Source organism: Pirellulaceae bacterium, from assembly GCA_029243025.1.
Taxonomy (GTDB): Bacteria; Planctomycetota; Planctomycetia; order Pirellulales; family Pirellulaceae.
This window is the reverse complement of the sequence record JAQWSU010000006.1, coordinates 498635-524843: the sequence shown is the minus strand read 5'-3', so window position 1 is coordinate 524843 and position 26209 is coordinate 498635. Positions and strand designations below refer to the sequence as shown.

Here is a 26209-nt window from a genome sequence, read left to right as displayed (position 1 = left end):
ACGTCGCGCGAGAACGGTGGAGAGCCACCATATTACCGGAACAGTCGCTGTATCAGCTACGAGGCAACGGCGCTGATTCTGGACCGGGTACCGTCGTAAACGTGGTACCACTGTTGGACATTGTCACCGTCCCCGGTACGACTTGGCGGTCGACAACCACGTTTCCGACATCATCAGTGATCGGACCCGTTGCGAACTGTTCTGCACCAATTACACCCGTTTGGGCACCTTCTGTGATCACAGCACTACCAGGCACCATAACCGCGCCAGACTGAGCGCCCGCGTTGCACCCTTGGCAACCCGGCGCCTGTTGTTGGGAATTAAAACCCGGAATGTAAGAGGGAGCAGACGGTTGTGCTCCGCATTTTGCGCCACGCCTACCAAAGCCACGTGACTGGCATCCGATCACGCTTCCCGCAGTGACCAGCAAAATCATAAGTAACACGAGCCTCTTCATGACAATCGTCCTCCGCAAGGCAAGCAATCAATCGCGACAAACCATTCAGCCACGAAACTCTACCCCAAGACTTACGAGGTGCAAATGAAACCGTAGTTTTTTTTCAACAAGCGGGTTGACATTTCGTTGCACAAACGCCTCATGAAAAAGCAACGCCATGCCGATGATATCATCTGGTTCGGCGAGGACACATGTTCACGGACCTGCTAGGAAGGCATCGGTAACGCAGGAGGCGATCTCTCGATTCGCCCAATGACAAGAGACTTTCGTCAACTGCTACCGTGAACAAATTCATCTCCCCTCCTATCACTTGGCTCGTGCTAACCGTCGCAGCCTGCCGGCTGGCTTCTGCGGACTCGGCTGAAGAGATTCTGCGAGGTCAGGTCAACCATCAACTTGCCACCGAATGTGACATTTGGCTGGTAAATTCCCGTGATCTACCCTGCCCTCAGAATTTGTGTGGAGCGGCAGCCGAACCGGCGTTCTATCGTCGACAACAGGCAAGCTGGATATTAACCACGCCTGACTACTTCTATGGAACAGCCAATCCAGATCAAATCACCTGCGTTTACGTACACGGCAATCGGATTTCAAATGCAGAAGCCCGACGACGAGGGTTGAAGCTGTATCGATTGCTGGGCGGCAATTCCGAGGGGATGCGATTCGTGATTTGGTCATGGGACAGCAGCCAAGTACGGGGACGAATTCGCGACGCGCGTATCAAAGCAGCCCGCGCGGATCGTGAATCATTTCAACTGGCCAGCCTTATTTCTCAGTTACCCGACAATTCAACCGTTAGCCTGATCGGCTACAGCTTTGGTGCACGAATCGTCGCTGGTTCACTCCACATCCTGGCCGGCGGTCAATTCTGCGGCAACTCGTTAGACACCGAACAACTGCCGGCCATACGCCCCCGCGCCATCCTGCTGGCGGGTGCTTTTCATCATAGTTGGCTCCGCTCCGGAGGTAAGCTCGGACTCGCAACTGCAAACGTTGACCATATTTACTCGACAATTAATCGGCGAGATCCGGCTCTTAAACATTTTTATATCACTTCCAAGCATTCCAAACCGAAAGCACTCGGGTACGTTGGCATTGGCCGTCAAAGCCTCGGTTCGGGCGCCCACCGCGTGACTCAACACGACATCACCGATTGGGTCGGCTGGACTCATCGATTCGATCGACACATCGATTCCGGAGCATTGATGAACCAGGTTCGGCACTTTGCACTTTGGAATGCGGTGGACTGATCTGCTGGGATGCGCAGTCATCAATTTCTTTGGCCCTGTGTTGTGATCTGGCCGAACAGGTTATCCTCAACAGCATGATCGCTTATCTCAATGGTGCGTATATCAATCCGAGCGAATTGAAGCTGACTCCTTTCGATAGCGGATTCATACTGGGCGTCACCATCGCCGAACAATTGCGAACCTTCGCCGGGCGACCTTTTCAGGTCAATCGTCACCTCGACCGAATGGCAATCGGTATCGAAGCCGTCGGCCTCACTGACCAAGTCTCGCGAGACCAGTTGGAAGAGGTAATCGGACACGTGGCAGAACAGAACCACACCGAACTTCATAGCAACAGTGACCTTGGGATCACGGTGTTCGTCACACCGGGAGTTTACCCTACTTACGCTCCGGACTCCGTCCCAATTCCCACCATCGCGGTTCACACCTATGAACTGCCGTTTCAATTCTGGGCGCCTAAGTACGAGCAGGGACAACGACTCGTTGTGGTAGATATCCAACAGATTTCGCCCAAGAGCTGGTCGAATGAGATCAAATGTCGCAGCCGGATGCATTATTTCCTAGCGGGTCGCCAGGCTCGAAACATGGACGCGTCGGCTGATGCGCTGCTGCTGGATGAAAACGAATGTGTCTCCGAAACACCCATCGCCAACATCGTTCTGCATCTCCCTCACGAAGGGTTCGTATCACCACCCAAGTCACGAATCCTTCCCGGCGTCAGCCTGGAGTTCCTGGAAACCCTGGCAAAACGACGAGGAATACCCTTTCATTATCGGAACATTCCGCTCAGCGACTTTCAGCAAGCGGATGAGGTCTTACTGACCAGCACGCCTTACTGTCTGTTGCCTGTAAATCAAGTTGATGGTCACGGGTTTCGCCAAGCGATGCCCGGACGACTCTTCCAATCGTTGTGCCAGGATTGGGTGACGGAAGTCGATTGCGACTTTGTCACTCAGGCGAGAACCGATCGGCGTCACTGAACTACTTGGAATTCGTCTCTTTTGCGGCCACGTATTCCGACGGCGTTATGACTCCGTCGTTGTTGAGATCGAGCTCGATAAATTCTGCTGCCTTGGAGGCCGACCAAAACGATGCGAATTCTTCCATGGCAACCTGGCCATCACCATCTTCGTCCGCCCGCAAAAACCAATCCTGCAAGCGACGCGGCATCGAACCGCTAATCCGCTCGGACGGTGTCTTGAAACGATAGGTTTCGCGACCCTCTGTTTTTCGCTTTACGAACCGGCTACTCTTTGGCGTTTTAGAGACCTTCGGTTTCTTGGAGCGCGACGGCGTTTTCTTCCCGTAATTCGTCAAATCCACCACGACTTCTTCGGTGGTCAGAATACCATCGCCGTTCGCGTCCAGCTTTTTCGGATCGCCGCTCATCTTGGACCACTCGTCTCGCTCTAACACTCCATTTTGATTCTTGTCGTACCGCTTGAGACGAATCCTGGCATATTTGCGAATTCTGTTCTTTGCCCTCTCGTCACGTTCGTCCGACTCGGTTTTTTCAGAATCGGCCTGATCGGGATTTTTGGTTGCTGGTCGATCCTTTAACGCTGGGCGGGCTGCAGATTTCTCCGCACGACGATTCGATTGGACACCAAAGCCTTGCGTCTTTCCCGCATTTCCGCCCCTACCAAAACGACCGGCTTCCGAATCCGCTTCAGGAAGCTGCTTCACCTTGTTGGCCGGGTCCGATTTCCCCTGAGGCGACTTTGGCAGTTTACCTTTCTTCAAGTATTTTCGTAGTCGGTCGATCGGAATCGGCTCGTCGGGCTGCAAACCCGCATCCCGGGCTAGTTGCAACACACCCCGACGTGACTGGGGGGGAATCTCCGATTCTTGCAGTATTCCATCGCGATTCGCATCCATCCGTCGAGCCAGGTCAAGTGCGATTTCAGCCTGAGGTCGCTGGGCGACTGCCGTTGGGCCCGTGCACAGCAGCCACGTCAAGAAGGCGAAACGCCAAGAAAGGTGCCCTAATCTTCGGAGTTGGGATTTCTGGTTCATTCGACTAAGGTGGGGGGTGGGGGACGCGGCAAAGCCTTTATTGTATCCCGTTTGCCAGCCAACCCCAGCGGAATTAAGTTGGCCAACGCAAGTTGCCAAGAATAATTAACGAATTAAACAAAGACAAAGTAAAACGTTCCGCCATTTCGTGAATTTCGCAAGGTTGGACGAAACTAAACCCTTTTTGCAAGGGTTTAAAACCAGAGAAACCTGCGCCCCCACCAACGATGACGCTCGCCCTCAGCTTTGCGGCCCGATTCGATAGTTTTCGAACTTTGGCACGGTCCACGTTTTGAAGACGGAACGTTTGCCCTTGCGGGCGAACAGCAAAGCGAACCTTTCAAAAATGGAAACGCACTCCAGTGCGCGAAATACAAGGAACCATTCCTACCTTGTCAGCTTGTAGGGCGGGCAAAAAAGGACGTAGAAACACGGTCATGATTCACGTAAGTGATTTTTGGCGGTGGACTTCGGAAAAAACAGAGAGACGGAAATAAGATTCGATGGAAGCTGGCGAAATCCTGTTAAGACGTGGTTTATTGAGTGACCAACAACTGAACTTGTCTCGAGATGCGCAGAACAATGGTTCGAGTGTGGTCGATACGGCAGTTGAAATGGGATTTGTGACGGAAGAGCAGGCGTTACGGGCGCTTGGATCGGAAGTGGGCATCGACTTCATTGACATCAATGAAGAGGAGATTGATCTGAGTCTGCTAACTCAGTTCCCGCAGCGGCTGATCTACCGCGATTCACTCTTTCCCGTCCGTCGGGAAAACGGCAGCTTAATTGTTGCGACGAGCGATCCGTTCGATCTTTACCCGCTTGACGAAGTGGGCGCGGCCACGGGGTTACCCATCGTACCCGTACTCGCCGCTCGGCAAGACCTTGCGAAGCTGATCAAGACCCACTTGGGCGTCGGTAGCGAGACAATCGACGGGCTGATCAAGCAAACGGTTGACGACGATCAAGTCGAATTACTCGATGAGATTGAGACAGACGGTTCTGAGCTATCGGAGATGGCTCAGGAAGCATCGGTGGTTCGGCTGGTCAATGAAATTTTACTTGAGGCGATCGAATCGCGTTCCAGCGACGTGCACATTGAGTCGCAAGCGGCCGGTTTGATCATTCGCTATCGCATTGATGGGCTCCTCCATCCACAACCTGTGCCAGCTGAGATCAATCGATTTCAGGCAGCGATTATCAGCCGGCTCAAGATTATGGCTCGTCTCAACATCGCCGAGAAACGTCTGCCACAGGATGGCCGCATCAAGCTCAAGGTATCCGGGCGAGAAATTGACGTCCGCGTTTCGGTGATTCCGATGATCCACGGCGAAGGCATCGTGCTTCGTATCCTGGACAAGAGCGCGATGGCCTTCGAGTTGCAGAAACTCGGAATGAGCGTTGAAATTTACAAAACGTTCAGCGAGCTGATCCGAATGCCCCACGGAATCGTCCTGGTGACCGGTCCCACGGGTTCTGGAAAAACGACGACGCTCTACAGTGCACTCCAAGAGATCCGCAGTCCGACAACCAAGATCATTACAACGGAGGATCCGGTCGAGTATCAATTGGCGGGCATCAACCAGATTCAGGTACATCCGCAAATCGGGCTGACGTTTGCTCAGTCGTTGCGAGCCATTTTGCGTCACGATCCAGATGTTGTCTTGATTGGTGAAATTCGCGACCTGGAAACGGCCGAGAATGCGATTCAGGCTTCTCTGACGGGTCACCTTGTATTCAGCACGCTGCATACAAATGATGCGGCAGGTTCCTACACGCGTTTGGTGGATATGGGAGTTGAGCCGTTTCTGGTCTCGAGTACGGTCGAAGCGATCATGGCCCAGCGACTGGTCAGAATGTTGTGTCCCGCCTGCACCGAATCATACATCCCGAATCGAGATGAGGTTCCCAGCGACTTTCCCTGGGAACAAATGAAATCCGAGGGCGGCAAGATCATGCGTGCCGTAGGCTGCCGGGAGTGCCGGCAGGTTGGCTACCGCGGTCGGGCCGGTATTTATGAGTTACTGGTCACCTCCGAAGCCGTGCGAGAACTTGCCCACGAACGCCGCAGCTCATGGGATGTGCGTAAGCAGGCCGTCGAGGATGGCATGATCACATTGCGTCACGATGGATGGCGCAAAGTTTTGTCAGGAGCAACGTCCATTGATGAAGTCATCCGTGTCAGCAAGAGCGACCGCGTCTAGTTGTCATCCATCCATTCGGTGTTAGAACTATGCCAGACTTTGCCTACGTCGCCCGAGATGTACAAGGAAAACGTGTCAGTGGCACGATTTCGGCGGGGTCCGAACGTGAAGCGGTGTCCGTGCTCTCGGGTCGATCCCTCTTTCCCTTGCAAATCAAAGCGGGTCAAACGCGACAAGCCTGGACAATTCGACGACGTGTCAAAGGGCAACAACTGGCAAACCTTTACGCCCAGTTATCTGCACTCCTACGAAGTGGCGTACCCCTACTGCGATCACTGGAAGTGATCAAAAAGCAGTCCTCTAATCAAACGCTCCAGGAAGTTCTCGACGACGTGCGTGATCGAGTCGAAGACGGAGCCAATCTGTCAGAGGCGATGAAACAGCACGAGACCGTCTTTGGAGAGTTGGCGGTGAGCATGGTTCGGGCGGGCAGCGAAGGTGGTTTTCTCGAAGACTCGCTGGCTCGTATCGCCGAATTCACCGAACAACAGGAAGATCTGAAGAGTCGAACAATGGGCGCCTTGGCCTACCCCATGTTCTTAGGCGTTGTCGGAACGGTCGTGGTGTTCGGCCTGCTGATTTTTTTCGTTCCCAACTTTGGCCAGATCTTTGAACAACTGCGGGAAGAGGGGCAACTCCCCGTGCTAACGGAATGGCTGATGTGGACCAGCGACACGATGCAGCGATGGGGCTTCTTGATCCTGTTGGGCATCGGAATTCTGGTTATTTTCGTCCGCAGCCGCTTGGCAACGCCCGCTGGGCGTCGCTGGGCCGATTCCTGGAAAATCCGTCTCCCTGTTCTCGGTAATATTTTCCTGAGTCTTGCTGTTGCTCGATTTTGCCGTGTTTTGGGCACGCTGTTGATGAACGGCGTTCCCATTCTCAAATCACTCGACATCAGTCGAGATGCGGCTGGAAATCGCGTGCTATCCGAAGCCGTAGAAAATGCGGCCGAAAACATTTCTGCGGGTGATACGTTGGCCACGCCCTTGTCGGCATCAGGACACTTTCCCACCACCGTTGTCGAAATGATCGCCGTCGCCGAAGAATCAAACACGCTCGACACTGTTTTAATCGATATTTCCGACAGCCTCGAAAAACAAACATCGCGTCGTTTGGACTTGGCTGTCCGTTTACTCGAGCCCGTCATGCTGCTAATCCTAGCCGGTATCGTACTGCTCGTTGTTATCGCCCTGCTGTTGCCGATCTTCAAAATGTCGTCAACCATTTAGCTCAAAACAAAATGGAGTAAAACTGATGTTTCGTTCCCATCGTCGTCGTCCTCGTCGCCAAGGCTTTACCCTGATGGAAGTCTTGTTGGTGCTCGTGATTCTTGTGATTCTCGGCTCGATGGCCGGCATCTTTATCCGTGGTGCTCAAAAGAAAGCCCGCGTCGATGCAGCTCGATCGCAAATCGGCATCTTTGAGAATGCGATCAAGTTGTACGAACTGAACATTATGCAGTACCCCAGCACGAGTGAGGGGCTGCAGTCCCTCCGAAACCCAACTGGCGATCAGACGAACTGGACAGGACCTTATCTTGACCGTGAAGTCCCCCTCGATCCATGGAACAATCCCTACCAATACCAACTCGAAAATACGGAACTCTATCGCATTTGGTCATTCGGACCCGACGGAGTCGACGGCACGGAAGATGACATCAGCAACCAAATCTAGCAGATCCTGATGATTTCAACCTTCACCTTCGATAATGCAAGACAGCGCGCTGACACACCTGCCGCGATCGCCAAAGGTGTATTCGGTCGCGGTCAGGTGAAGGCCTTTACACTCCTAGAAGTGCTGTTGGTGATCGCAATCATGGTGGCCGTTTTGGCGGTCGCCTTGCCGGTGATGCGTGGCTCATTCGATGTCCAGCGCCTTCGCAAGGCCGGCGAGACAATCCAAACGGAGTGGGCAAAAGCTCGCAACCAAGCGATCAAAAGTGGAAAAGTGCATGTCTTTCAACACGCGTTGTACTCCGATCAATACGTCACTACATTGCAAACCTCGTTAGAGAATCTCTTGGCAGATTCGTCCACCGAGACCAGCGACACTAGTGGCCCTTACTCCCCGAACGATTCTCCCTTCGGCACGTCTTCGAATTACAAAAAGCTACCCGAGGGCATTTTCTTCATGGGAGCGGACGTGCGAATGGACACTCGTACAAGTTATGAGATGACGTCCTTCGAAGCCGCACCCGTGGTGCAAGATTACTCCGCAACGGCCGATGCGCAGCAAGTCAGCGGAGAGATCCGCTGGGGCATGCCAATTTTTTTCTTTCCCGATGGCACCACCTCCGGCGCAACACTTGCACTGGCAGACGATCGCCAAAAGTCCCTCACCATTTCGCTACGCGCCCTGACTGGCATTTCGCGAGTGGGTACAGTGCAAACCGTGGGCGATTTTTCGGAACGGAGGACATCGCCTTGATCTCCAAGCGAAAATCAATCGGCCTGTCATTGGTTGAAGTTGTCCTCGCGATGGCAATCCTAGCCGGTGCAATGGTCGCCTTATCGCAGCTGATTGGCTTAGGATTGCGTTCGGCTGCCGAAGCACGTGATCTCACGCGCGCCCAGATTCTGGCCGAATCGATCATGGCCGAAATCGCCATCGGTACGATTCCCGCCACATCGATCAGTCAAATGGCGGTCGATACAGAGCCAGGCTGGCTAGTTTCCATCACCACGGGAACGACCCTGCAAGACGGCATCATCCAGGTCATCGTTGTCACCGAAAGGCAAATAGAACGCACCAACGCGGCTCGCTTCCAGCTTTCTCGATGGATGCGTGATCCGAGCCTTCCTCTGCCAACCGACGAAGAACTCGAAGAAGACAGCTCGAGTAACAGCTTCTTGTCCAGCAACAGCGAATCCCAAGCTGGAGGTGGTCTATGATGAGCCTCCCTCGACACAAGCCAGGTTTCACTTTACTCGAAGTCGTCCTCGCGGTCGCCTTAACCGCGATCATTGCCACGATGATTGCGTCAGCTATCGACTATCATTTGAGACAACTCACGGTTCGTCGCACTCAAATTGAGGAAGCGCAGATCGCGAGAGCCGTACTCAAACAGATCGCGGATGATCTACGCGGTACGGTTGTCTATCGGCCGGCGGATTTCTCAACCGTCGAACAACTCAGCGACACCTTTGAAGGGGCCGAAGCACTCCTCGCTGGAGAAGAAACCATTGATGAAATGGAGGCTGACGAAGAGTTGGATTCGACCGCCGACAGTGATCTCTCGTCCAGCAGTATCGCCGCATCTGTCCCCGGCCTCTTTGGAAATGAATCGCAATTGCAAATCGACGTGAGCCGTATTCCGCGACCGGAAGAGTACAGTCTTTTGACGGAATTCGGCGACCCATCCGAAATCATCACATTGGGTGATGTCAAAACGATTTCTTACTTCACCGTCAGTGATCCACAACAGTTTGCGGGGAGCAATCTGGGGCAAAACTTTGGGGTGGCGACAGACGAAGCAGCACCTTCCACCGGGCTGGCGCGCCGGATTATCGATCGTGCCGAAAGCCGCTGGGCCAGCGAAAACGGATTGGGAGCACTGATCGATCAAAACATGGATGTATTCGCGCCCGAAATCACCGCGATTCAATTTGCTTACTTCGATGGACTCGAGTGGTCGACCGAATGGGATTCTGAGCAACGAGGCGGTATACCTGTCGCTGTTGAAATTACGTTGGTCATTCTGCCAGCAGACAAACGTCAATTCAAAACACGGGTTGAAATGCAGTCGACCATGGCTCAACTGACTACCGAGGACGTCTACCGACTCGTCGTTCATCTTCCCAGTTCAGACCCCGAGGAATTAGCCGAGTTCGCGGCCGGGGAAACAGAAGACATGGAGTCAGACGCTGCCATGGGGGGTCTGTAATGAGTAACCGTCGCCAAGGCTTAGCATTGATCATGGTCCTAGTCGTGGTCGCCATGCTTTCGCTCTCAGCCTACACGTTTTCAAGCCTCATGTTGGCTGAAAACGAGAGTGCTATTCTGCATGGAAAACAGCTGCAATCTCGCGCAGCGGTCGATTCGGGCGTCGCACATGCCCGTTATTTTCTTGAGCAAGACGTACTAACTCGCGAGGACCTGGGCGGAACCTACTACAACCCAGAAATGTTCCAAGCCCAGTTGGTCGTCGATAACTCAGAGGCGAAGGGACGAGTACGGTTTGCCGTGCTCGCTCCCGAACTCTCCACCGATGGATATTGGGGTGGCATGCGATTCGGACTCGAGGATGAATCGAGTCGCCTCAATCTGAATGCCTTGGATCTGGAAGTTCCCGATTTTCTCGGTGAGGATCTCGGAGGCGCTTTATCCGGCGGTCTGGACGAAGCCGCTGAGGCAGGTGGCGCTCCTGGCGGTGGAAGCGGTCCCAGTGGGGATTCCAGTGGGGGTGGGGAGAGCAACGATGATGGAAATAATTCTGAATCGGGCGAAGAGGAAGAGGAGGTTGACACGTCCGGACGGGGCCTGTTGATGCAACTGCCCGGCATGACAGTCGACATCGCTGACGCAATTCTTGATTGGATTGACGAGGACGATGACAGCCGTGAATACGGCGCCGAAATCGATTATTACTCCAGCCTCCCTCAACCCTACGCACCCAAAAATGGTCCGTTGGAAACGTTGGAAGAACTGTTGCTAGTTCGCGGCGTCACTCCTGATCTTCTTTTCGGCCGTGACCAAAATCGTAACGGCCTGATCGACCTCCAGGAACAACAATTGTTGATCATCGACGACGATGGAAGCGGCGAGTTAGATCGCGGATGGTCCTCCTATTTGACGCTTTACAGCATGGAGAAAAACGTCTCGAGTGATGGGATGCCACGTATCGACTTGAACGGCGATGACCTGGCTTTATTGTTTGAGGAATTGACGGCCGTGCTCGGCGAACCATGGGCAACCTTCATCATCGCCTACCGCCAGTTCGGCCCCTACAAAACCCCGAGTCGGGGAGAAGAGGAGGTCGAAACCGAACCGGCTGGCAACCAACCGCTCGACTTCTCAAAATCCGGTCGCGTCCCAATCACGCAAGTCTTAGATTTGATTGGAGTGCAAGTTCGCGCTGAACTCGACGGGGACGAAGAGCCGGTGATCCTGGAATCACCCTTCCCGGATCAACCGTTTGCCTATTCCAGCTATTTGCCAAAACTGATGGACTATTGCACCGTGGTCCCCGACACGATTATTCCCGGTCGGGTGAATATCAATCTCGCTCCGTTTGTCGTGCTCACGACCATTCCCGGTGTCACCGCACCAATCGCCAACGACATCATCGCTGAACGAGATATCGATAACAGCGAATTTGATCCAGATTTTCAACATGAAACCTGGCTGCTATCCCGCTCAATCATCACACTCGACGAAATGAGGGAAATGATGCCCTATGTGACCGCCGGAGGCGATGTCTACCGGGCCCAAATCGTCGGATATTTTGACGAAGGCGAGATCGCATCACGGAGTGAAGTAATTTTTGATGCTACCTCTGCCGCCCCCCGCATATTATTCTGGAGAGATATCAGCCATTTAGGCCGAGGTTATCCGGTAGAACTTTTGGGCGTAGATTTGACGAATTCAGAATGACGATGTAGATCCCATTTTAGCAACTATTTCAACATCCAACGATTGAACCACTATGCCACGTTATGTTGCCCTCGACTGGGACGACCAGCAGATCCGAGCCGTCTTTGCAAATCTGCAAGGTGAATCGATCACGATTGAAGATGCACTGACCCTTGCCATCGACACTGATAAGGGTCCGGATAACTTAGCGGCGTTGGCCGAAACAATCCGACAGTCCGTCGCCGACCATCGGTACCGCGCAGCAGAGGCCTTGATCACGATCCGTCGCGCGGACGTAGAATTGAGACTCCTTTCGCTTCCCACCGTCCCCGAAGAAGAACTCCCCGAAATTGTCCGCTTTCAGGCCCTGCAAGATTTCTCCGAGATCTCAGAGGACTGGCCGATCGACTATCTGCGCGTTAGCGATGCACCGGGCGAAATGACCGTCCTCGCTGCGACGGTGCCGAAGGATCGAGTCGCTCGATTTAGCGCCATTACCGAAAAGGCTGAGCTTAAAGCCAAATCGATTATCTTGCGACCGTGCGCCGCGGGTTCACTGGTGAATCACCAAACGTCGATCAAGCAAGAACGAATCCAGTTGATGGTCGATGAATTCGGTACCGGTTTGGAACTCACCGTTCTCAAAGACAAGGTGGCGACGTTCATTCGAACGGTTCAACGTCCTACCGGTCCAAGTCGAGTGAATTTGCTAGCCGGAGAAATTCGCCGCACGATCGTAGCAGCCCAAAACCAAATGGGCGGTGACCGAGTGGAACAAGTGATTGTCTTTGGTGCGGGTCCGGATCATGAAGCCGCGCGCGAACAACTCGAAGAACGATTGGAAATCACCGTCACGTCGATTGATCCATTTGAAGACCCGACAATCAATCGCAAATCACCGAGTCTGACGATCGAGGACCCGAGCTTATTCACTGCGGCCCTCGGACTGCTCGTGAACCAAAACGATCCTGGTGCGGCCGTCCTTGATTTCCTCAACCCACGAAAAGTAGAAGAGCCAAAGTCGAAACGCCCCATGGCGATCGCCTCAATCGCTGGCGTGGGATCGGTACTACTGCTGCTTACCGCCGCCTGCTGGTGGTACCTTTCCAGCCTGGATCAACAAATCCTCGAACTGCAACGGACTTCCCAAGGACTGCGGAAAAATGTTGAAACGGCTGAAGCACGCATCAGCGAGTACAAAAGCGTCCAGCAATGGATGCGAGGCGACGTCAATTGGCTTGATGAAATGCGAGACATATCGACGGAACTACCGCCACCCGATCAAGCCAAAGTGCGCGAATTTCGCGCTAACATCTCACCCTCTGGAAACGGCTTAATTGTCCTGGAAGGAATCGTCGACAATCAGCAAACGATCTCCGCCGTCGAACGCAACCTCCGGGACGAGCGGCATCGAGTACGCGGTGAAGGAGGGCTTTTTGAAGAACAAGACGATAAATACCCCTGGCGATTCAAGGAAACCATCACCGTCGAGACAAGTCCGACGAAATCGAAAAAAAATCCAACGACCAATCAACGTCCGACCACCACCCCACAGCAGACCAACAACAACCGAGCACAGCAACCATGACATCACGTGAACGATTACTCATTGGTGCGATCGCACTGCTGGCGGTCGGCACAGTTGGCGTCTATACGCTGACCAGCTTGACCGGAGCCATCGCCAAGCGCAAGGCGAATCTTGCCACCGTGCAAAATGAGATCAATCGCAAGAACGTCATCATCCGCACCGGGGCGAATGCAGTACGTAATCTTGCAAAACTGCAACAGCAATCACTGCCTGCAGATCAAGAGAAAGCGCGATCACTTTACCAACGCTGGCTGTTGGACCTCGTCGTTGACAAAGTGGGCCTGCAAAATCCTTCCGTACGAGTCACCGACCGGATGATCCGCGGCAGTTACTTTTCTCGCCTAAGCTTTCAAGTCGACGGCCGAGCTTCTCTTGATCAAACTGTGCAGTTTCTGCACGGCTTCTACTCCTCCGACGATCTGCATCGCATTCAGAGTTTTTCACTAAAACCTATTTCAAATTCTGATTCACGCCAACTTGATATGGCGGTGACTATCGAAGCGATCATTCTCCCGGGAAACAAACGTGAGATCGTCGGCGACTTGGCTTCGAACCGAATGGGAGAATTAACAATCGCTGACTACCAAACGGCGATCCTTGATCGCAATGCTTTCGCACCGGCGAATTTGCCACCCAGCCTAGATAGAATCCGAGACGCGAATACTTATCGTGGCGATCGTTTTTCCTTGAGAGTCGAAGCGGACGATGAAGATGAACGTGATCATTTGACCTACGAGTTAGAAGGCGATTTCCCGGAAGGAATGGAGATCGACTCCGAGTCGGGAACCATTCGGTGGCGGCCCGAAGAAAACGGCGACTTCACCCTGCGCGTCAAAGTGACCGACGATGGGACTCCTGCTTTGAGCGACTCCACCGAATTCCTGTTGACCGTTGCCGATCCGCCACCCGAAACCGAACCCGAGGATGAGGAGCCTGAAAAACCTCGCTTCGACGAGGCAGAGTTTGCCTTTTTGATCGGTACGATTTCCGATGGAGCAAAACGCGAAATCTGGCTGAAAGTTCGCACCACAGGCAAGTTATTACGTTTGTCCAAGGGCGACCGCATCCGTGTCGGCACCGTGCAAGGCACGGTAGAGTCCATCGGCAATAAAGAAGTGAGCATCCGCACCGATGACGGCGACTTGAAGGTACGTGTTGGTCAAAGCCTCACGGAAGGTCGATTGACCGATCCAACTGGCCAAGCCGCCAGCAGCTGACTCTTCCAAAGTGATCGAGCTGCCGGTTGGTGCTATCAGTAGCAGCATCTGTTGGCCACCTTAATCACTTTTTCTTACACGAGTCGAAGATTTCCCTCCAGAAACGGCGTTGCCTCTGTCGATTGTCACGATTGTAGGATCATTGAGCCCGTGGTCCCAGAAAGATCGGTTACTCCGGTAATCGGCCATGTTATTTCAAACTGGCTCCAGGGCCCTCGTCTTATCTGCGATTGAGAGGAATAAATGTCGTACACACCATTGGGTTCTCCGAGCCGGGTGTTGCCAACTGTTTTCCAGTTCGTTTGCTCCATGCCACGATCCATGCGGGTGACTCTTCTACTGCTCGTCATCTGTTCCATGACTACGGCCAGCGGCCAGGAAACTCTCACCGATTCATTTCGGGCTTACCCGACTCACAATACCCCGCCCGCACAGGCCGCGATCCAATTGCAAGAACGACTGCAACGCGCTCGTGTTCAGGCCGACGTGGTACCCGACAACCGTGCCAAACGTCTGCTAATCAATGGACCGGCGAGATCCCATCAACTCGCGGCAGAATACACGCGTACTTTGCGTACAACAGCTAACGAAGACGAAATCACCCTGAAACCATACCCGCTTCAGGGAACCGATTTGTCTGAAACGATTAAGTCGTTACGACGTAAATATGCAGACCAAGACCAAGTGCGGATTGGCATGGACACAAGAAACAACCAGGTCCTGGTTTACGCACAGCCCTCGGTGCACGCCGAAATCACCAAATTTCTTGCTGAACGATCCCCCAACAAGCAAACGGCCGACCCGACGCCCAAGTCAACCGTAACGGACAAGGTTCCGTCATTAAGTTGGGTCAATCTTGGCTTGGGAAAAGCGGACGCTACCTTACAGCACATCACCTGGCAACAGCTCGTCGAAATCCTCGATCAAGTCACTGCGGACAAGTTGTCGCCATCCGAGACAGCAGCCAACAACGACATGTTGGAATTCCAACTGCCGGCCAAGCGAGGCCAAACAAAACTGTTAATCAATCCAACCACTCAGCAGTATCGCCTTGAGGGGAACGATGATCTGGTCCGGAGCTGGAGTCACGCGATTCGTACGATTGACCAACGCAGTGCAAGTCGCGACGCTACCACCCAAGTCATCCCGATCAAGAATCAAGATTCGGCCGCGACCATCACCCGTGCCGTCGGGTTGCTGCAAAGCGCCCGAGAAAATGCCGTCTCGGCCAAGATACGTTGGGGCGGTGATTTAGTGGGCATTGAATCGCAAGGTAGCCAGCAATCTGGTGACCTACCAACTGAACAAGTAGCCACCGACGAGTTGCTCGCCCAAAACGCTCCCCAAGATCAGCAGGAACCGCAGGAACCCACAGCGGACGAGCAGGCCGATCGCGGAGAGAACACCGAAATACGCTTGCCCGGTGGCGAGGTAGGTGTTGATGGGTCCATGATTGGTCCGGTTCAAATCGAATTCGTAGAGGGACTCGATTCGATCATCATTCGAGGTCGAAAGCCGGACGTTGAACGCGTGATGAAGATCATCGATGACATTGAGCGATTAAGCATCGACACCGAACCATCGATCGAACTGATTCCACTCAAGCATGTCAATAGTCTGTCAATGGCAGAACTCGTGACAGAACTAAACACCCAAGCTCTCGCCGCTCGTCGTGGTTCGGTCAGCATCACACCCCTCGTGAAACCGAATGCGATCCTGCTGATTGGACGAGAAGAAGGGGTCAAGGCAACGGCGGACTTGATCGAACGACTCGACCAACCCGTCGCACCGGCGTCACAATTCAAGATCTTTCAGCTTTCCAATTCATCAGCCACCGATGCTCAACTGACGATTGAAACTTTTTTCAGCGAACGAGGCGGTCTTGGTCCAGTGATTCAAGTACAAGCTGACTTCCGCACCAACTCGTTGATCGTTTACGCCAGTCCTCGCGACATGGAAGAGGTAGGACAATTAATCAAAGAGATCGATGTCAACGCCAGCAAAGCGGTCGACGAAGTCCGTGTCTTCAAACTGAATAACGCCCTGGCCGAAGAACTTGCACCAGTCTTGCAGGCGACGTTACGGGGCGATGACACTCTCAATCGGTCGGGTGGTGGCTTGGGAGGGCAAGGCGGTGGTCTCGGACAACAAGGTGGTGGCTTCGGTCAAAACCAGCAAAACCAACGGGGCCAATTCTCGGCGCCACGTTCGTCGATGCTGACGCTCACCATCGACGAACAGGGCAATCGCGTACTCAAGTCAGGCTTACTGACGAACGTTCGGGTGGCTGCCGATATTCGTGCTAACTCATTGGTCGTAACAGCACCGTCGGAAAGCATGTCCTTAATCGCGGCGCTCGTTCAACAACTCGATGAACTGCCAACTTCAGAAGCACAAATCAAAGTCTTCACCATCCTTAATGGCGACGCACCTTCGCTGGCCGAGACACTGCAGGAACTGTTTGGTGAAACGGATCAGCAAGACGGACCGACCTTACAGTCCGCAACCGGTGCTGGCGAGTCAAGCTTGGTTCCACTTCGGTTTTCTGTTGATCTCCGCACGAATAGTATTATCGCGACGGGTGGATCGGCTGACCTTGGCGTGGTTGAGGCCATCCTGCTGCGACTGGATGAAGATGACATTTCACAACGTCGCAGTCGAGTCTACCGACTGATGAACGCACCTGCTCTCGACGTCGCGACGGCCATTAATGAATTCCTCCGGAGCGAACGTGACATCCAACTCGTTAATCCCGACGCCATCAGCCCATTTGAGCAAATTGAACGGGAAGTTGTCGTCGTCCCCGAGGTGGTCAGCAACAGCCTGATTATCAGCTCTACGCCACGATATTTCGAACAGATTTCTGAGATTGTCGAGGAATTGGATGAACGGCCACCGATGGTCATGATTCAAGTTTTGATTGCAGAAGTCGATCTGGGTAATCAAGAAGAATTCGGCGTCGAACTTGGCTTGCAGGATTCTTTGCTTTTCGATCGAAGCGTGCGGTTTGACCCGGTAGATGAGCTGGTCGTGGAACCGGGAATTCTAGAGCCTGGCTTCAATTTCAACAATCAACCCCTTGGAAACGCCGCATCCGCAGCAGCGCTCGCCAACAAGGCAAAATTTGCCGGGCAAGCATTGAGTAGTTTCGCCCTCAGTCGGACAAACGCGGATCTGGGCTACGGTGGCTTGGTCCTCTCAGCGAGTAGCGAGTCAGTCAACTTATTGATTCGAGCCCTGCGAGAGTCTCGCCGTCTGGATGTATTGAGTCGACCACAAGTCATGACTCTTAATAACCAACCCGCGTTTGTGCTTGTCGGCCAAAGAGTCCCCTACGTCGAGGGCATTCAGGTACTCAATTCGGGGCAATCCCTGTCTCCGATCGAATTTGAAAACGTCGGACTCGTGCTGGGAGTCACGCCACGAATCAGTCCAGACGGTCTCGTCGTCATGGAGATCGATGCTGAAAAATCAAAGTTATCCGATAACACAGTCACCGTTGGGATCGCCGAGGATGGAACACCACTGACACAGCAACCGATCGACACTACGACCCTCCAAACAACCGTGAGTGCACGCAGTGGACAGACCGTGATTCTCGGCGGGCTGATCACGAAAGGAAAGAACTCCGTATCTCGACGTGTACCTTACCTGGCCGACGTGCCGTTAGTGGGTGAATTGTTCCGATACGACAACGTAGAAGAAGTACGAACCGAACTGCTTATCATCATGACACCGCGCATTGTCCGCAAAGAAGAAGATTTGGAGATTCTCAACCAAGTCGAATCAGAACGGATGAGTTGGTGTCTGGCCGACGTCATCGAAGTGGATGGCGACACGGGTCTGTCAGGTGGGGGAATCAACCGATCGGAAATTGGCTTCACCGAACTTATTTATCCAAACATTGACCCAAGCGGCAATCAACCGTTGACTCCTGAAGAAGTTCCGATGCCCGGCGAGCAATTGCCGACCGAACCACCGAGTCCCGGCGAGGATCCCACGACACGAGAAACCTCGGCTACCGCCGATGAGAAGTCCCATGTTCTCACTCAACGCTTCAACCACTGGTTCAAGCGACGAAACAAGAACCCGGCAACCGAATTCCCTGAGAAACCCGAAACTCCGCTTGACTCCTCTGGCGTCCAACCGAACGTGGAATCGTCCATTAACACATTGACTCAACCGCCCCTCAGCGATATTCCGCCGGTCTCCCCAGCGCAGTATGTGGTACCCAAAAAAGAAGAGTCATCAACGTGGAATAAGCTCCGTGCCAAGCTATCCCTCCCAGGTCGAGGTAAACCATGATCAACACTGCACACAACCATCGACCGTTTTGGACCGGCCTCGCTCTACTCGCAACTTTATGTACACTCGTCGGCTGCCAGACCTTCGGCGACAATTCGCCGGGTAACAAGGAATCAAAATGGCTCCCGACGAAAAAGGAGGATCCCTTAGAAGTAGCCCGAAACCGGCCCACCAAACTCGTCGCCATTTGGAGCGAAATGGTCGTTTATGGCGCAAACAATCAACCGACACGAGGTCTCGGCGGACGTATCTACTTCTACAATCAAAGACATCAAACTGTTCCAGCCAAGGGCGAATTGATAGTCTACGCATTCGATGACAAAAGCCAAGCTGACCAAGCGAAGCGGAAATTTGTTTTCACACCAGAACAGTTTTCCCAGCGCTACAGTGTCTCGGATTTCGGCCCCTCCTACAGCGTCTGGGTCCCCTGGGACCGAGTCGGTGGGAAACAACAATCGATCAGCGTCGTTCCCGTCTTCAAGACGACGGAAGGGCAGCTGCTCATGGGCGATCATGCCCGTAACCTGCTAAACGGGAAAAAATCGAAGCAGGAACGATTGGTCAAAGAAGAAACGGTAGAGAAACTTCGACGCGTCGCCTACGAAACTCGCACTGTCGGACGCGACGACCAAGGGGATCTAGTGCGAAATCGAATTCGCACCAGCACCATCGAAGTGCCACCGTCTATGCGGCAAAGAGTTTTGGCTGCCGAAAACCTCTCGGTGAACAGGAAATACCAAAACTCGTCTATTGCGGATCGGATGGAGAAACTTCGTCAGACACGGATGCGTCAACCACAAGCTCATCTTCTACCTTCGAAATCCCAGGTTCGAGCCGAACAAGTCGGACAGCCAATTCGCGGTCGGCCTCGTTCGCAACCACGCCACGCAAACGGGCAGTCCGATCTACCACATCAACCTCAATGGGACCCAGCCTGGCAATCGACTTCGAATTCATCAACTTCCGCGTTTTCATCTGAATCACGGAAGTCCGCAACTTGGGGTAACGAAAACCGATACTCAGCTGGGTTCTCACGTTGATCTTGCGTTGAGAATTGTTGCGGTTTTGATTGGTGTTATTGCGATTGTTGCGCTGTCCAAGGCCCGCAGCAAAGTTGCCCGCATTGAAGCCGTTAGCGCTACCGGTCATTGAGCCGACGAAAGCATCCGCCGTGCTTCCCCCGACGAATTGCCCAGCTTGGCGGTTCCCACGGACAAATCGCTCGTTCCCTTGCACCCCGCCAACCTGCTCGCCACCAATCAACTGCTCAAGACGGTTGCCGGCCGTCGTTCCTTGGAGAGCGTCGCCTTGGCCACCACCACTTCCAAACGCGTTACCACTTCCAGCTGACAATCCACCGCCGCCGCCAACTGTGCGACTCCCAAACGTTCCGGTACTTGTCGAACCTCGCTGGGCCGACACGTCGGTCGCCAGTACTCCCACTCCCGCCAGAACGAGACAATAAATCAGTTGGCTTCGCATGATTTGACATCCGTCTTCAATGGAAGAGACCCATGATTGATTTCTGAAAGACGCGTTTCCAAAAGTTAACTCGACATCGCCAACATCGATTCCGTGGTCGCAATCAACTGCTAGCAAGTAGATTGACGAATCGCGGACGGCTCAGTCGGCCCAGCTAGTATAATCCTAGAACCCAACTGCTGGCCAATAGTTTCGACGATCCGGCAGAAGCGATTGAAACCTTCACCCATCCTGAGGAGTATATTGGTTGAGCCACCGTAAAACATGCGGGTTAGAAAAAAAATGCCGATTCTGGCATATTCCACCGTCCAACCCCCGGATTCGTAACCATGTCACGAGCACCGTTTCACTCCACTTCCATCGCACCGTCTGTTCATAAGGTAACCCCGATGCGCAATTTGGCTCTGGCCTTGCTGATTTTTCTTTGCTCGCATGCTGCAAAACCCTGTTCGGCCGAACCACCGTCCGCCGTTGCCTTACTTCCAGATTCGACTTATCTGCTACTGCACGTCCCCGATGCCCAGGAATTGGGAGAACGCATGCAAGAATCTGCGATGGTGGCGATGTTTACGGATGAGCAAGTTCGCCCCGTCATCGAAACGCTTTACGGATCTGTCTCCCCGGCGATGTCGGGTATCGAAGAACAGCTGGGAATGAGCATCGAAGATTTGATGGACCTTCCCTTGGGTGAAGTTGCAATTGGAGTGGTGGGTTTACCTGGTCAACGTCCGGCTGTCGCAGTCCTTGTCGAATCTACTGACGGAAATGCGATGACAGATCTGTTGGATCGTGGTACCGCATTACTAACCGATGTGGGTTTCGTCGAGTCCGAGGAAGAGATCGAGGGAACGACGATCAAGCTGTTAACGCGAACTGATGATGACGTCCAAGAGATCGCCCAACTGCGTATTGATGACACATTGATTCTTACCTCGAATCGATTGGTGATGGCAGCAATCGCTGCGGCCTTAGCAGAGAACGAAGAGCAGGGCACCATCAACGAAGTGGAATCCTACAATGCAATCATGACCCGTTGCCAACGTGACGGTAAAGCCCAAGTAAGCCTTTACGTCGATCCGATCGGTTTGGCTCGCACAGCAACTCGCGGCAATCTCACTGCTGCCGCAGGCCTCGCTTTCTTGCCCGCGATCGGGCTGGATGGACTGAAAGGACTTGGCGGCACAATTCAAATCGCAACCGATGATTTCGATACAGTCGTCCATGGACATCTGTTACTGGATCAACCTCGCAATGGTGTCCTGGAAATGTTGACTTTTCAAAACGGCCCCACGACACCGGAAAAATGGATACCGGCGGACTGCGGAAATTACTCGACATTGCATTTCGACATGATCGATGCCTACACGCAATTGGGTGAATTAGTCGATACTTTTCGCGGCGAAGGTTCCTTCGAACAAACCGTCGATGGAGGAATTTCCGAAGGATTAGGAATCAATTTCACCGACGACCTGCTACCAGCGATGACCGGTCGGTTCACTTTCACAACTTGGTACGAACGGCCCATCTCATTGACGAGCCAGGTCAATGCAATGGGTATCGAGCTGAAAGATCCAGCTGTATTCAGGCCGACGCTTGACAAAGTCATGGATCGATTTAGCGAGCAAATGGAAGAACGCACCTTCGGTGGAACCTCGATCTTCGCATTAAAGGAGCAGCAAAACAGCGAGGAGCAGCAGATTGCAGAAGAGGATGCGGAAGGTAACGAGCAGGACTTAGAAAGGCAGAGGCGTCGTCGACGTCGTGGACCTCGCCCCGGCGCAGCCGCCGCCATCATCGGTAATTACTTGGTCATCTGTAGCAAAGCTTCCTTCCTGGAACGAGCTATTCTCGCCAATGAAGGTTCTGCCGACCGACTCGCTGATGAACTGGATTACAAACTGATCTCCAACAAGCTCAAACGTCAACCGGGCGGAGAAGAGTCCGTGATGATCTCTTTTTCAAGACCCGAAGAGGGCATGAAGTACGGTTATGACCTACTGCAATCGAAAGATGTTCGCGAACAGATTAATCGCATGTCGGAAGATAATCCGTTCTTTACGGCACTGGACAAATCGTTGTCGGAAAATCGCTTCCCACCCTTCGAAGTCATCGCCCAGTACATGGCGCCAACAGGATCTGTGGTGACCAACGAAGAAAGCGGGTTCCATTACGTCGGCTTCGGATTGCGTCGCCTCAAACCAAAAGACGAATAGTTGCTAGGTTCCACCCGCCCTCCCCAAACGGCGGAATAACGCGCTAAACAAAGCGGTTGGGACACGACAACGGCCCCACTGCTGTCAATGACAGCGTGAAATCGCCCTCCGCCTCCCGTAAAACCTGCACAAACGCCACAAACCACCGGCAAAAGGCGTTCCTTTCGATCGCAGCTATCAGATCTGCCTGATCGCGCCCGTAGACCAGTCGGGCAGCGGTCGGTATCTTGGATAGGGTGGGATCGAATCGCGTCGATTCCAACCGTCACTCGGTTCTCGTTGTGCGAGGTGGATTCATGAACTCTGGGCGCCCCATTTCATCGGTGGATTGGACCAGTCGTATCATCTCTGTCGTCAGTGGTTTGGTTGCGGTCATTGCCATTGGCTTAGCGATGACCCAACAACCGGTCGTTCCCCAGACAAGCGAACTAATCACCGAGTTCGAACAGGCGTTGAAAAAAGAATCTGATCTCTACGCCAAACAGAAGGTTGTTCTGGAAAATGAATTTCGGAGTTCACTTCAAGCCAACGACAATCGGATGAAGGGCTGGAACGATCAAATTGTGAGCGCCTTGAATCAATTCGAACAGGACGCCCAAAATCTGGTGGACCAAATTGCTGCCACGGAACGGCAGGCGAAGGAACAACGGGTCACCGCATTTCGACAGGAAATTGCAACGATACGCCAATTGACAGCCAGGGAAAATCAGTCCGCAGTGGAAGCCACCCCCGAGTCGCCCAACCAAGACCCAGCCAACCAAGACACAGCCAGCGAGACCAACGAGACACAGCCGCCTACCATCGCCCAACTGACCGTTGCTGAATCCGTGATGCGACCAGCCAATGGCGACTTCACACTCATTCGGATTGAAAACAACAGCAGCGAAGATGCCGAAATCTATCGTTTGCAGTTCCAACCCGTCTCTGATTTTCGAGTGGACTCACCCGAATCACTGTCCGAAGCAGGAACGGATCAGGTAACAACGATTAGCTATTCGGCTGCCGACAACACTTCGACCAAGCCCGGACATCATGGCATCTACGATCGAACGTTGACCGATCGCATTCGAGTACCGGCTGGGCAAGCTGTAACAGTTCGCTTGATCATCGAAGACAAAACATTTGTTGGTTGGGGATTTGCCGGAAACTTACTGGTCCAATACAACGCCCAGGACCCTTTGGTCGTTAAATCAGCGCGTGTTCGCTTTGCTCCAGTCGAACCCGAAGTTTCCGCCGATCCCGAAGTTGCCGATGAGCAAGATTTGATCGGTCAGTCGACCTGAAATCGGCCAACGCAACGCCCAACCAGGACAGGATGGGCAGCGGGAACGATACCGAACTCTCGAGACCTAGAGCGTTTCCAAGAAACGTTGCATCCTAGCGTCGAACATTCGTAAATCGCTGCCAAATACCTTTTGGAAATCAGCGATTCTTTCTTTCGCCGTATAGCGTCCAAAGGCTTGGCGACGGTTTAACTGTTGAATCAGTTCAGCGAAGCGGCGAGGCTCTTGCTCGGTCAAGAAAAAGGTCATCGCCCAAGCATGTGCGTAAGCCACATTCGTGGTGCGACCAAATAAATCATCAGAAGCAATCTGCTGTTGCAATAAGGCTAACGAGTTTGCGGAATCAACAAGGCGGCGGTAGTTCTGCAACTGGCGTTCGTTGATACGTTCTTGACGCGTTGGGTGATGGCGAGAATCCCAAATGCCGGCTGCCTCGAATAGCGTGCCAATGCCCTCGACCAGCCACCGCGGTTCGTCGCCATGCCGTTGGTGAATTCCAATGTTGTACGCCGTCTGATGGGCTGCCTCGTGAATGATCGTTCCTGCATTAATGTGCCAATCTGGCGAATCGGGACGTCCTGCGGTAACGTCATAGAGATGAATCCGATTGGAAGTCAGATCGTAGTATCCGAGTGAATGGAATCCGAGTTCAACGTCGTGCTGCCGCAGGTAGTTCTGATAACTTTCCTGAGTCGGAAAAACAATCGCAGTGAAGGGGAACTCCGGACGCTTGGTCGAAAATCCGCGTGCCCGAAAATACTGCACCATGCTACGGTAAAGTTGTTCAAACCGTTCTGCCCATCGATCGCGTTGACCGGCCGGATGAACTACGAGATACTGCCCCGTGCCAGAAACATCAAAGTCGGAGCCAAACTCTCGCATCAGCTTGCCTCGTAGTTCTGCTTGGCTGAGGCTGCTGAAGCGATCGGACAGCTTGCGAAACTTCTTGGCTTCGGCAGGACGAAAGGTCACCATGTGACCATCTCGTTCCATCAAGACCACCGAATGCTGACCCCAATAGATCGGCTTACCCCGAACAGAGATTCCAGCACCGAGAGATACCTCGACTGTCTGAGCGTCGCCACGGGCGAAGATCGCCAGGAGAAAAAGCGCGACAAGGACGATCGGTTGTCGAATCATCGGTTCCTCACTCAGCGGTTGGGGGCTCGACGGCAGGCGAAACCGTTACTTAAGCGTAGAATGAAAAAGGATCCGAGGTCGCGAAACTGGTACACAACGACATGCGGACGTAAAATGACGTGGAAACCGGCTGCCCCGTTGATTGCCCCGGGGGCGGATCGGCCGAAATAATCCTTACAGACGGAGGCGATTCCAATGATCTGCACGGCTGCTCTCGTAAGCTTCTGTCTGCTCGCACAGGTACCAGCGTCAACACCAACGGACAAGCTTCAAACAGAGATTCACCAATTGGTACAAGAACTGGACGATTCCGATCGATCCATTCGAGAACGGGCGGAGACGCAACTGTCAGAGAGAGGCCCCAACGTCCTCGGCCTGTTGCCGCGCACCGACGACAACACACCGACAGAGGTCAAACAGCGACTTGATCGGATCCGGAACACACTCCAACGCATGTCGGCCGAGCAGAAACGGCAGCCGTCCCGCTTAACGTTTCAAGGCACTTTTCCTTTTTCGGAAATCTTGAAGAGCATTAAGCAGCAGACGGGAAATCGCGTGGTCGATTACCGAGATCGCTTTGGTCAAGCGCAGGACGGGGTGGAACTGGAACTTAATATCCAAGATCAACCGTTCTGGCAGGCACTCGACCAGATACTCGATCAAGCGGGCATGACTATTTACAGCTACGTGGGTCAAACCCGAACGATTGGCATCGTCGCCGCCGACCCGAACGATCGCAAACGCCAGGACGCGGGTGTCTACAGCGGCCTGTTCCGTATCGAAGCCGCCGAGATCATCGCTCAACGAAATCTGCTCAGAACCGAGAATCAATCCTTACGACTCCGTCTGAATTTATTGTGGGAGCCGCGCGCCATGCCAATCCTCATTCGGCATGCCTTGGCCGATCTCAAGCTGCAGGGAGACGACGGCACGAAGATGTCAGTGATTTCTCCCGATGGCACGCTCGAATTACCCGTGCAGAGTACAGTCGCGGGAATTGACCTCGTGCTGCCGCTCAAATTACCCGACCGAAGTATCAGAAAAATCAGCAAGCTCACTGGGGAATTCACGGCGATGATCCCCGGACGTGAAGAACAGTTCCTGTTCGAGAATTTAGACACGGCGCGAGATGTGGTGCAACAAAAGGGCGGCTTAACAGTGACCCTGGAGCGTGTCCGAAAAAACGGCTCCCTCTTTGAATTTCGAATTCGGGTTAAGTTCGACAATCCGAGCGGTGCTTTTCAATCGCATCTGGACTGGGCATCGAACAACCAAGTCTATTTGATCAACGATACGGGAAAGCGAATTGAAAATCCCAATTTCGAACGCTATCTCGAACGAAGTCAGGAGGTCGGTTTCGCTTATTTGTTTCCGTTGGGAGATGAAGACATTGCGAACTGGAAACTTGTCTACCAGTCACCGGCCGCGATTATCGACGTACCAATCAAGTACACTTTGACCGACATCGAATTGCCTTAAG

19 protein-coding genes are annotated in these 26209 nt (G+C 53.3%); 15 read left to right on the top strand and 4 right to left on the bottom strand.

Annotation, left to right across the window (positions count from 1 at the left end; all coding sequences use genetic code 11):
• Window positions 1-52: 52 nt before the first annotated feature.
• Window positions 53-457 (bottom strand): hypothetical protein, encoded by a 405-nt coding sequence (locus P8N76_03980; GenBank protein ID MDG2380810.1) that lies wholly within the window; start codon window positions 455-457, stop codon window positions 53-55.
• A gap of 281 nt (window positions 458-738) precedes the next feature.
• Here P8N76_03980 and P8N76_03975 point away from each other — a divergent pair, with 281 nt between their 5' ends.
• Window positions 739-1707, top strand: coding sequence for a hypothetical protein (locus P8N76_03975; GenBank protein ID MDG2380809.1), 969 nt, complete (start codon window positions 739-741; stop codon window positions 1705-1707).
• A 74-nt stretch (window positions 1708-1781) separates the two neighbouring features.
• Window positions 1782-2687, top strand: coding sequence for an aminotransferase class IV (locus P8N76_03970; protein MDG2380808.1), 906 nt, complete (start codon window positions 1782-1784; stop codon window positions 2685-2687).
• Window position 2688: 1 nt separating this feature from the next.
• Here P8N76_03970 and P8N76_03965 read toward each other — a convergent pair whose 3' ends face one another.
• On the bottom strand, window positions 2689-3666 hold the full coding sequence (locus P8N76_03965) for a hypothetical protein (protein MDG2380807.1): 978 nt from the start codon (window positions 3664-3666) through the stop codon (window positions 2689-2691).
• Window positions 3667-4226: 560 nt separating this feature from the next.
• Here P8N76_03965 and P8N76_03960 point away from each other — a divergent pair.
• From P8N76_03960 to P8N76_03915, 10 genes are all read left to right on the top strand, one after another.
• The gene (locus P8N76_03960; GenBank protein MDG2380806.1) at window positions 4227-5927 is read left to right on the top strand and encodes an ATPase, T2SS/T4P/T4SS family; all 1701 of its coding nucleotides are present in this window, start codon (window positions 4227-4229) and stop codon (window positions 5925-5927) included.
• A 29-nt stretch (window positions 5928-5956) separates the two neighbouring features.
• Window positions 5957-7159: a type II secretion system F family protein gene (locus P8N76_03955; protein ID MDG2380805.1), complete on the top strand. Its 1203-nt coding sequence runs from the start codon at window positions 5957-5959 to the stop codon at window positions 7157-7159.
• Between the two features lie 25 nt (window positions 7160-7184).
• Window positions 7185-7604 carry a type II secretion system major pseudopilin GspG gene (gene gspG / locus P8N76_03950; protein MDG2380804.1) on the top strand — a complete coding sequence of 140 codons (420 nt, stop codon included), beginning with the start codon at window positions 7185-7187 and terminating at the stop codon, window positions 7602-7604.
• A gap of 9 nt (window positions 7605-7613) precedes the next feature.
• Window positions 7614-8357: a hypothetical protein gene (locus tag P8N76_03945; protein MDG2380803.1), complete on the top strand. Its 744-nt coding sequence runs from the start codon at window positions 7614-7616 to the stop codon at window positions 8355-8357.
• On the top strand, window positions 8354-8821 hold the full coding sequence (locus P8N76_03940) for a hypothetical protein (GenBank protein MDG2380802.1): 468 nt from the start codon (window positions 8354-8356) through the stop codon (window positions 8819-8821). The genes P8N76_03945 and P8N76_03940 overlap by 4 nt, the downstream gene beginning before the upstream one ends.
• On the top strand, window positions 8818-9813 hold the full coding sequence (locus tag P8N76_03935) for a prepilin-type N-terminal cleavage/methylation domain-containing protein (protein MDG2380801.1): 996 nt from the start codon (window positions 8818-8820) through the stop codon (window positions 9811-9813). Before P8N76_03940 ends, P8N76_03935 begins: the two co-directional genes overlap by 4 nt.
• Window positions 9813-11522 carry a type II secretion system protein GspK gene (locus tag P8N76_03930; protein MDG2380800.1) on the top strand — a complete coding sequence of 570 codons (1710 nt, stop codon included), beginning with the start codon at window positions 9813-9815 and terminating at the stop codon, window positions 11520-11522. Before P8N76_03935 ends, P8N76_03930 begins: the two co-directional genes overlap by 1 nt.
• A 52-nt stretch (window positions 11523-11574) precedes the next feature.
• A complete protein-coding gene (locus tag P8N76_03925) occupies window positions 11575-13089 on the top strand; it encodes a hypothetical protein (GenBank protein ID MDG2380799.1) in 1515 nt (504 codons plus the stop codon).
• Window positions 13086-14306 (top strand): putative Ig domain-containing protein, encoded by a 1221-nt coding sequence (locus P8N76_03920; GenBank protein ID MDG2380798.1) that lies wholly within the window; start codon window positions 13086-13088, stop codon window positions 14304-14306. The genes P8N76_03925 and P8N76_03920 overlap by 4 nt, the downstream gene beginning before the upstream one ends.
• Before the next feature lie 327 nt (window positions 14307-14633).
• The gene (locus tag P8N76_03915) at window positions 14634-18611 is read left to right on the top strand and encodes a secretin N-terminal domain-containing protein (GenBank protein MDG2380797.1); all 3978 of its coding nucleotides are present in this window, start codon (window positions 14634-14636) and stop codon (window positions 18609-18611) included.
• Window positions 18612-19358: 747 nt separating this feature from the next.
• Here P8N76_03915 and P8N76_03910 read toward each other — a convergent pair.
• Window positions 19359-20093, bottom strand: a complete 735-nt coding sequence (locus P8N76_03910; GenBank protein MDG2380796.1) for a BON domain-containing protein — start codon at window positions 20091-20093, stop codon at window positions 19359-19361.
• 389 nt (window positions 20094-20482) lie between these two features.
• On the opposite strand from P8N76_03910, the gene P8N76_03905 reads away from it, so the two are divergent.
• Window positions 20483-22306: a hypothetical protein gene (locus P8N76_03905; GenBank protein ID MDG2380795.1), complete on the top strand. Its 1824-nt coding sequence runs from the start codon at window positions 20483-20485 to the stop codon at window positions 22304-22306.
• 296 nt (window positions 22307-22602) lie between these two features.
• Complete coding sequence (locus P8N76_03900; GenBank protein ID MDG2380794.1) at window positions 22603-23589, top strand: hypothetical protein; 987 nt, start codon at window positions 22603-22605, stop codon at window positions 23587-23589.
• A gap of 66 nt (window positions 23590-23655) precedes the next feature.
• Here P8N76_03900 and P8N76_03895 read toward each other — a convergent pair whose 3' ends face one another.
• Complete coding sequence (locus tag P8N76_03895; GenBank protein ID MDG2380793.1) at window positions 23656-24729, bottom strand: DUF1570 domain-containing protein; 1074 nt, start codon at window positions 24727-24729, stop codon at window positions 23656-23658.
• Window positions 24730-24924: 195 nt separating this feature from the next.
• Here P8N76_03895 and P8N76_03890 point away from each other — a divergent pair, with 195 nt between their 5' ends.
• Window positions 24925-26208, top strand: a complete 1284-nt coding sequence (locus tag P8N76_03890) for a hypothetical protein (protein MDG2380792.1) — start codon at window positions 24925-24927, stop codon at window positions 26206-26208.
• Window position 26209 lies beyond the last annotated feature (1 nt).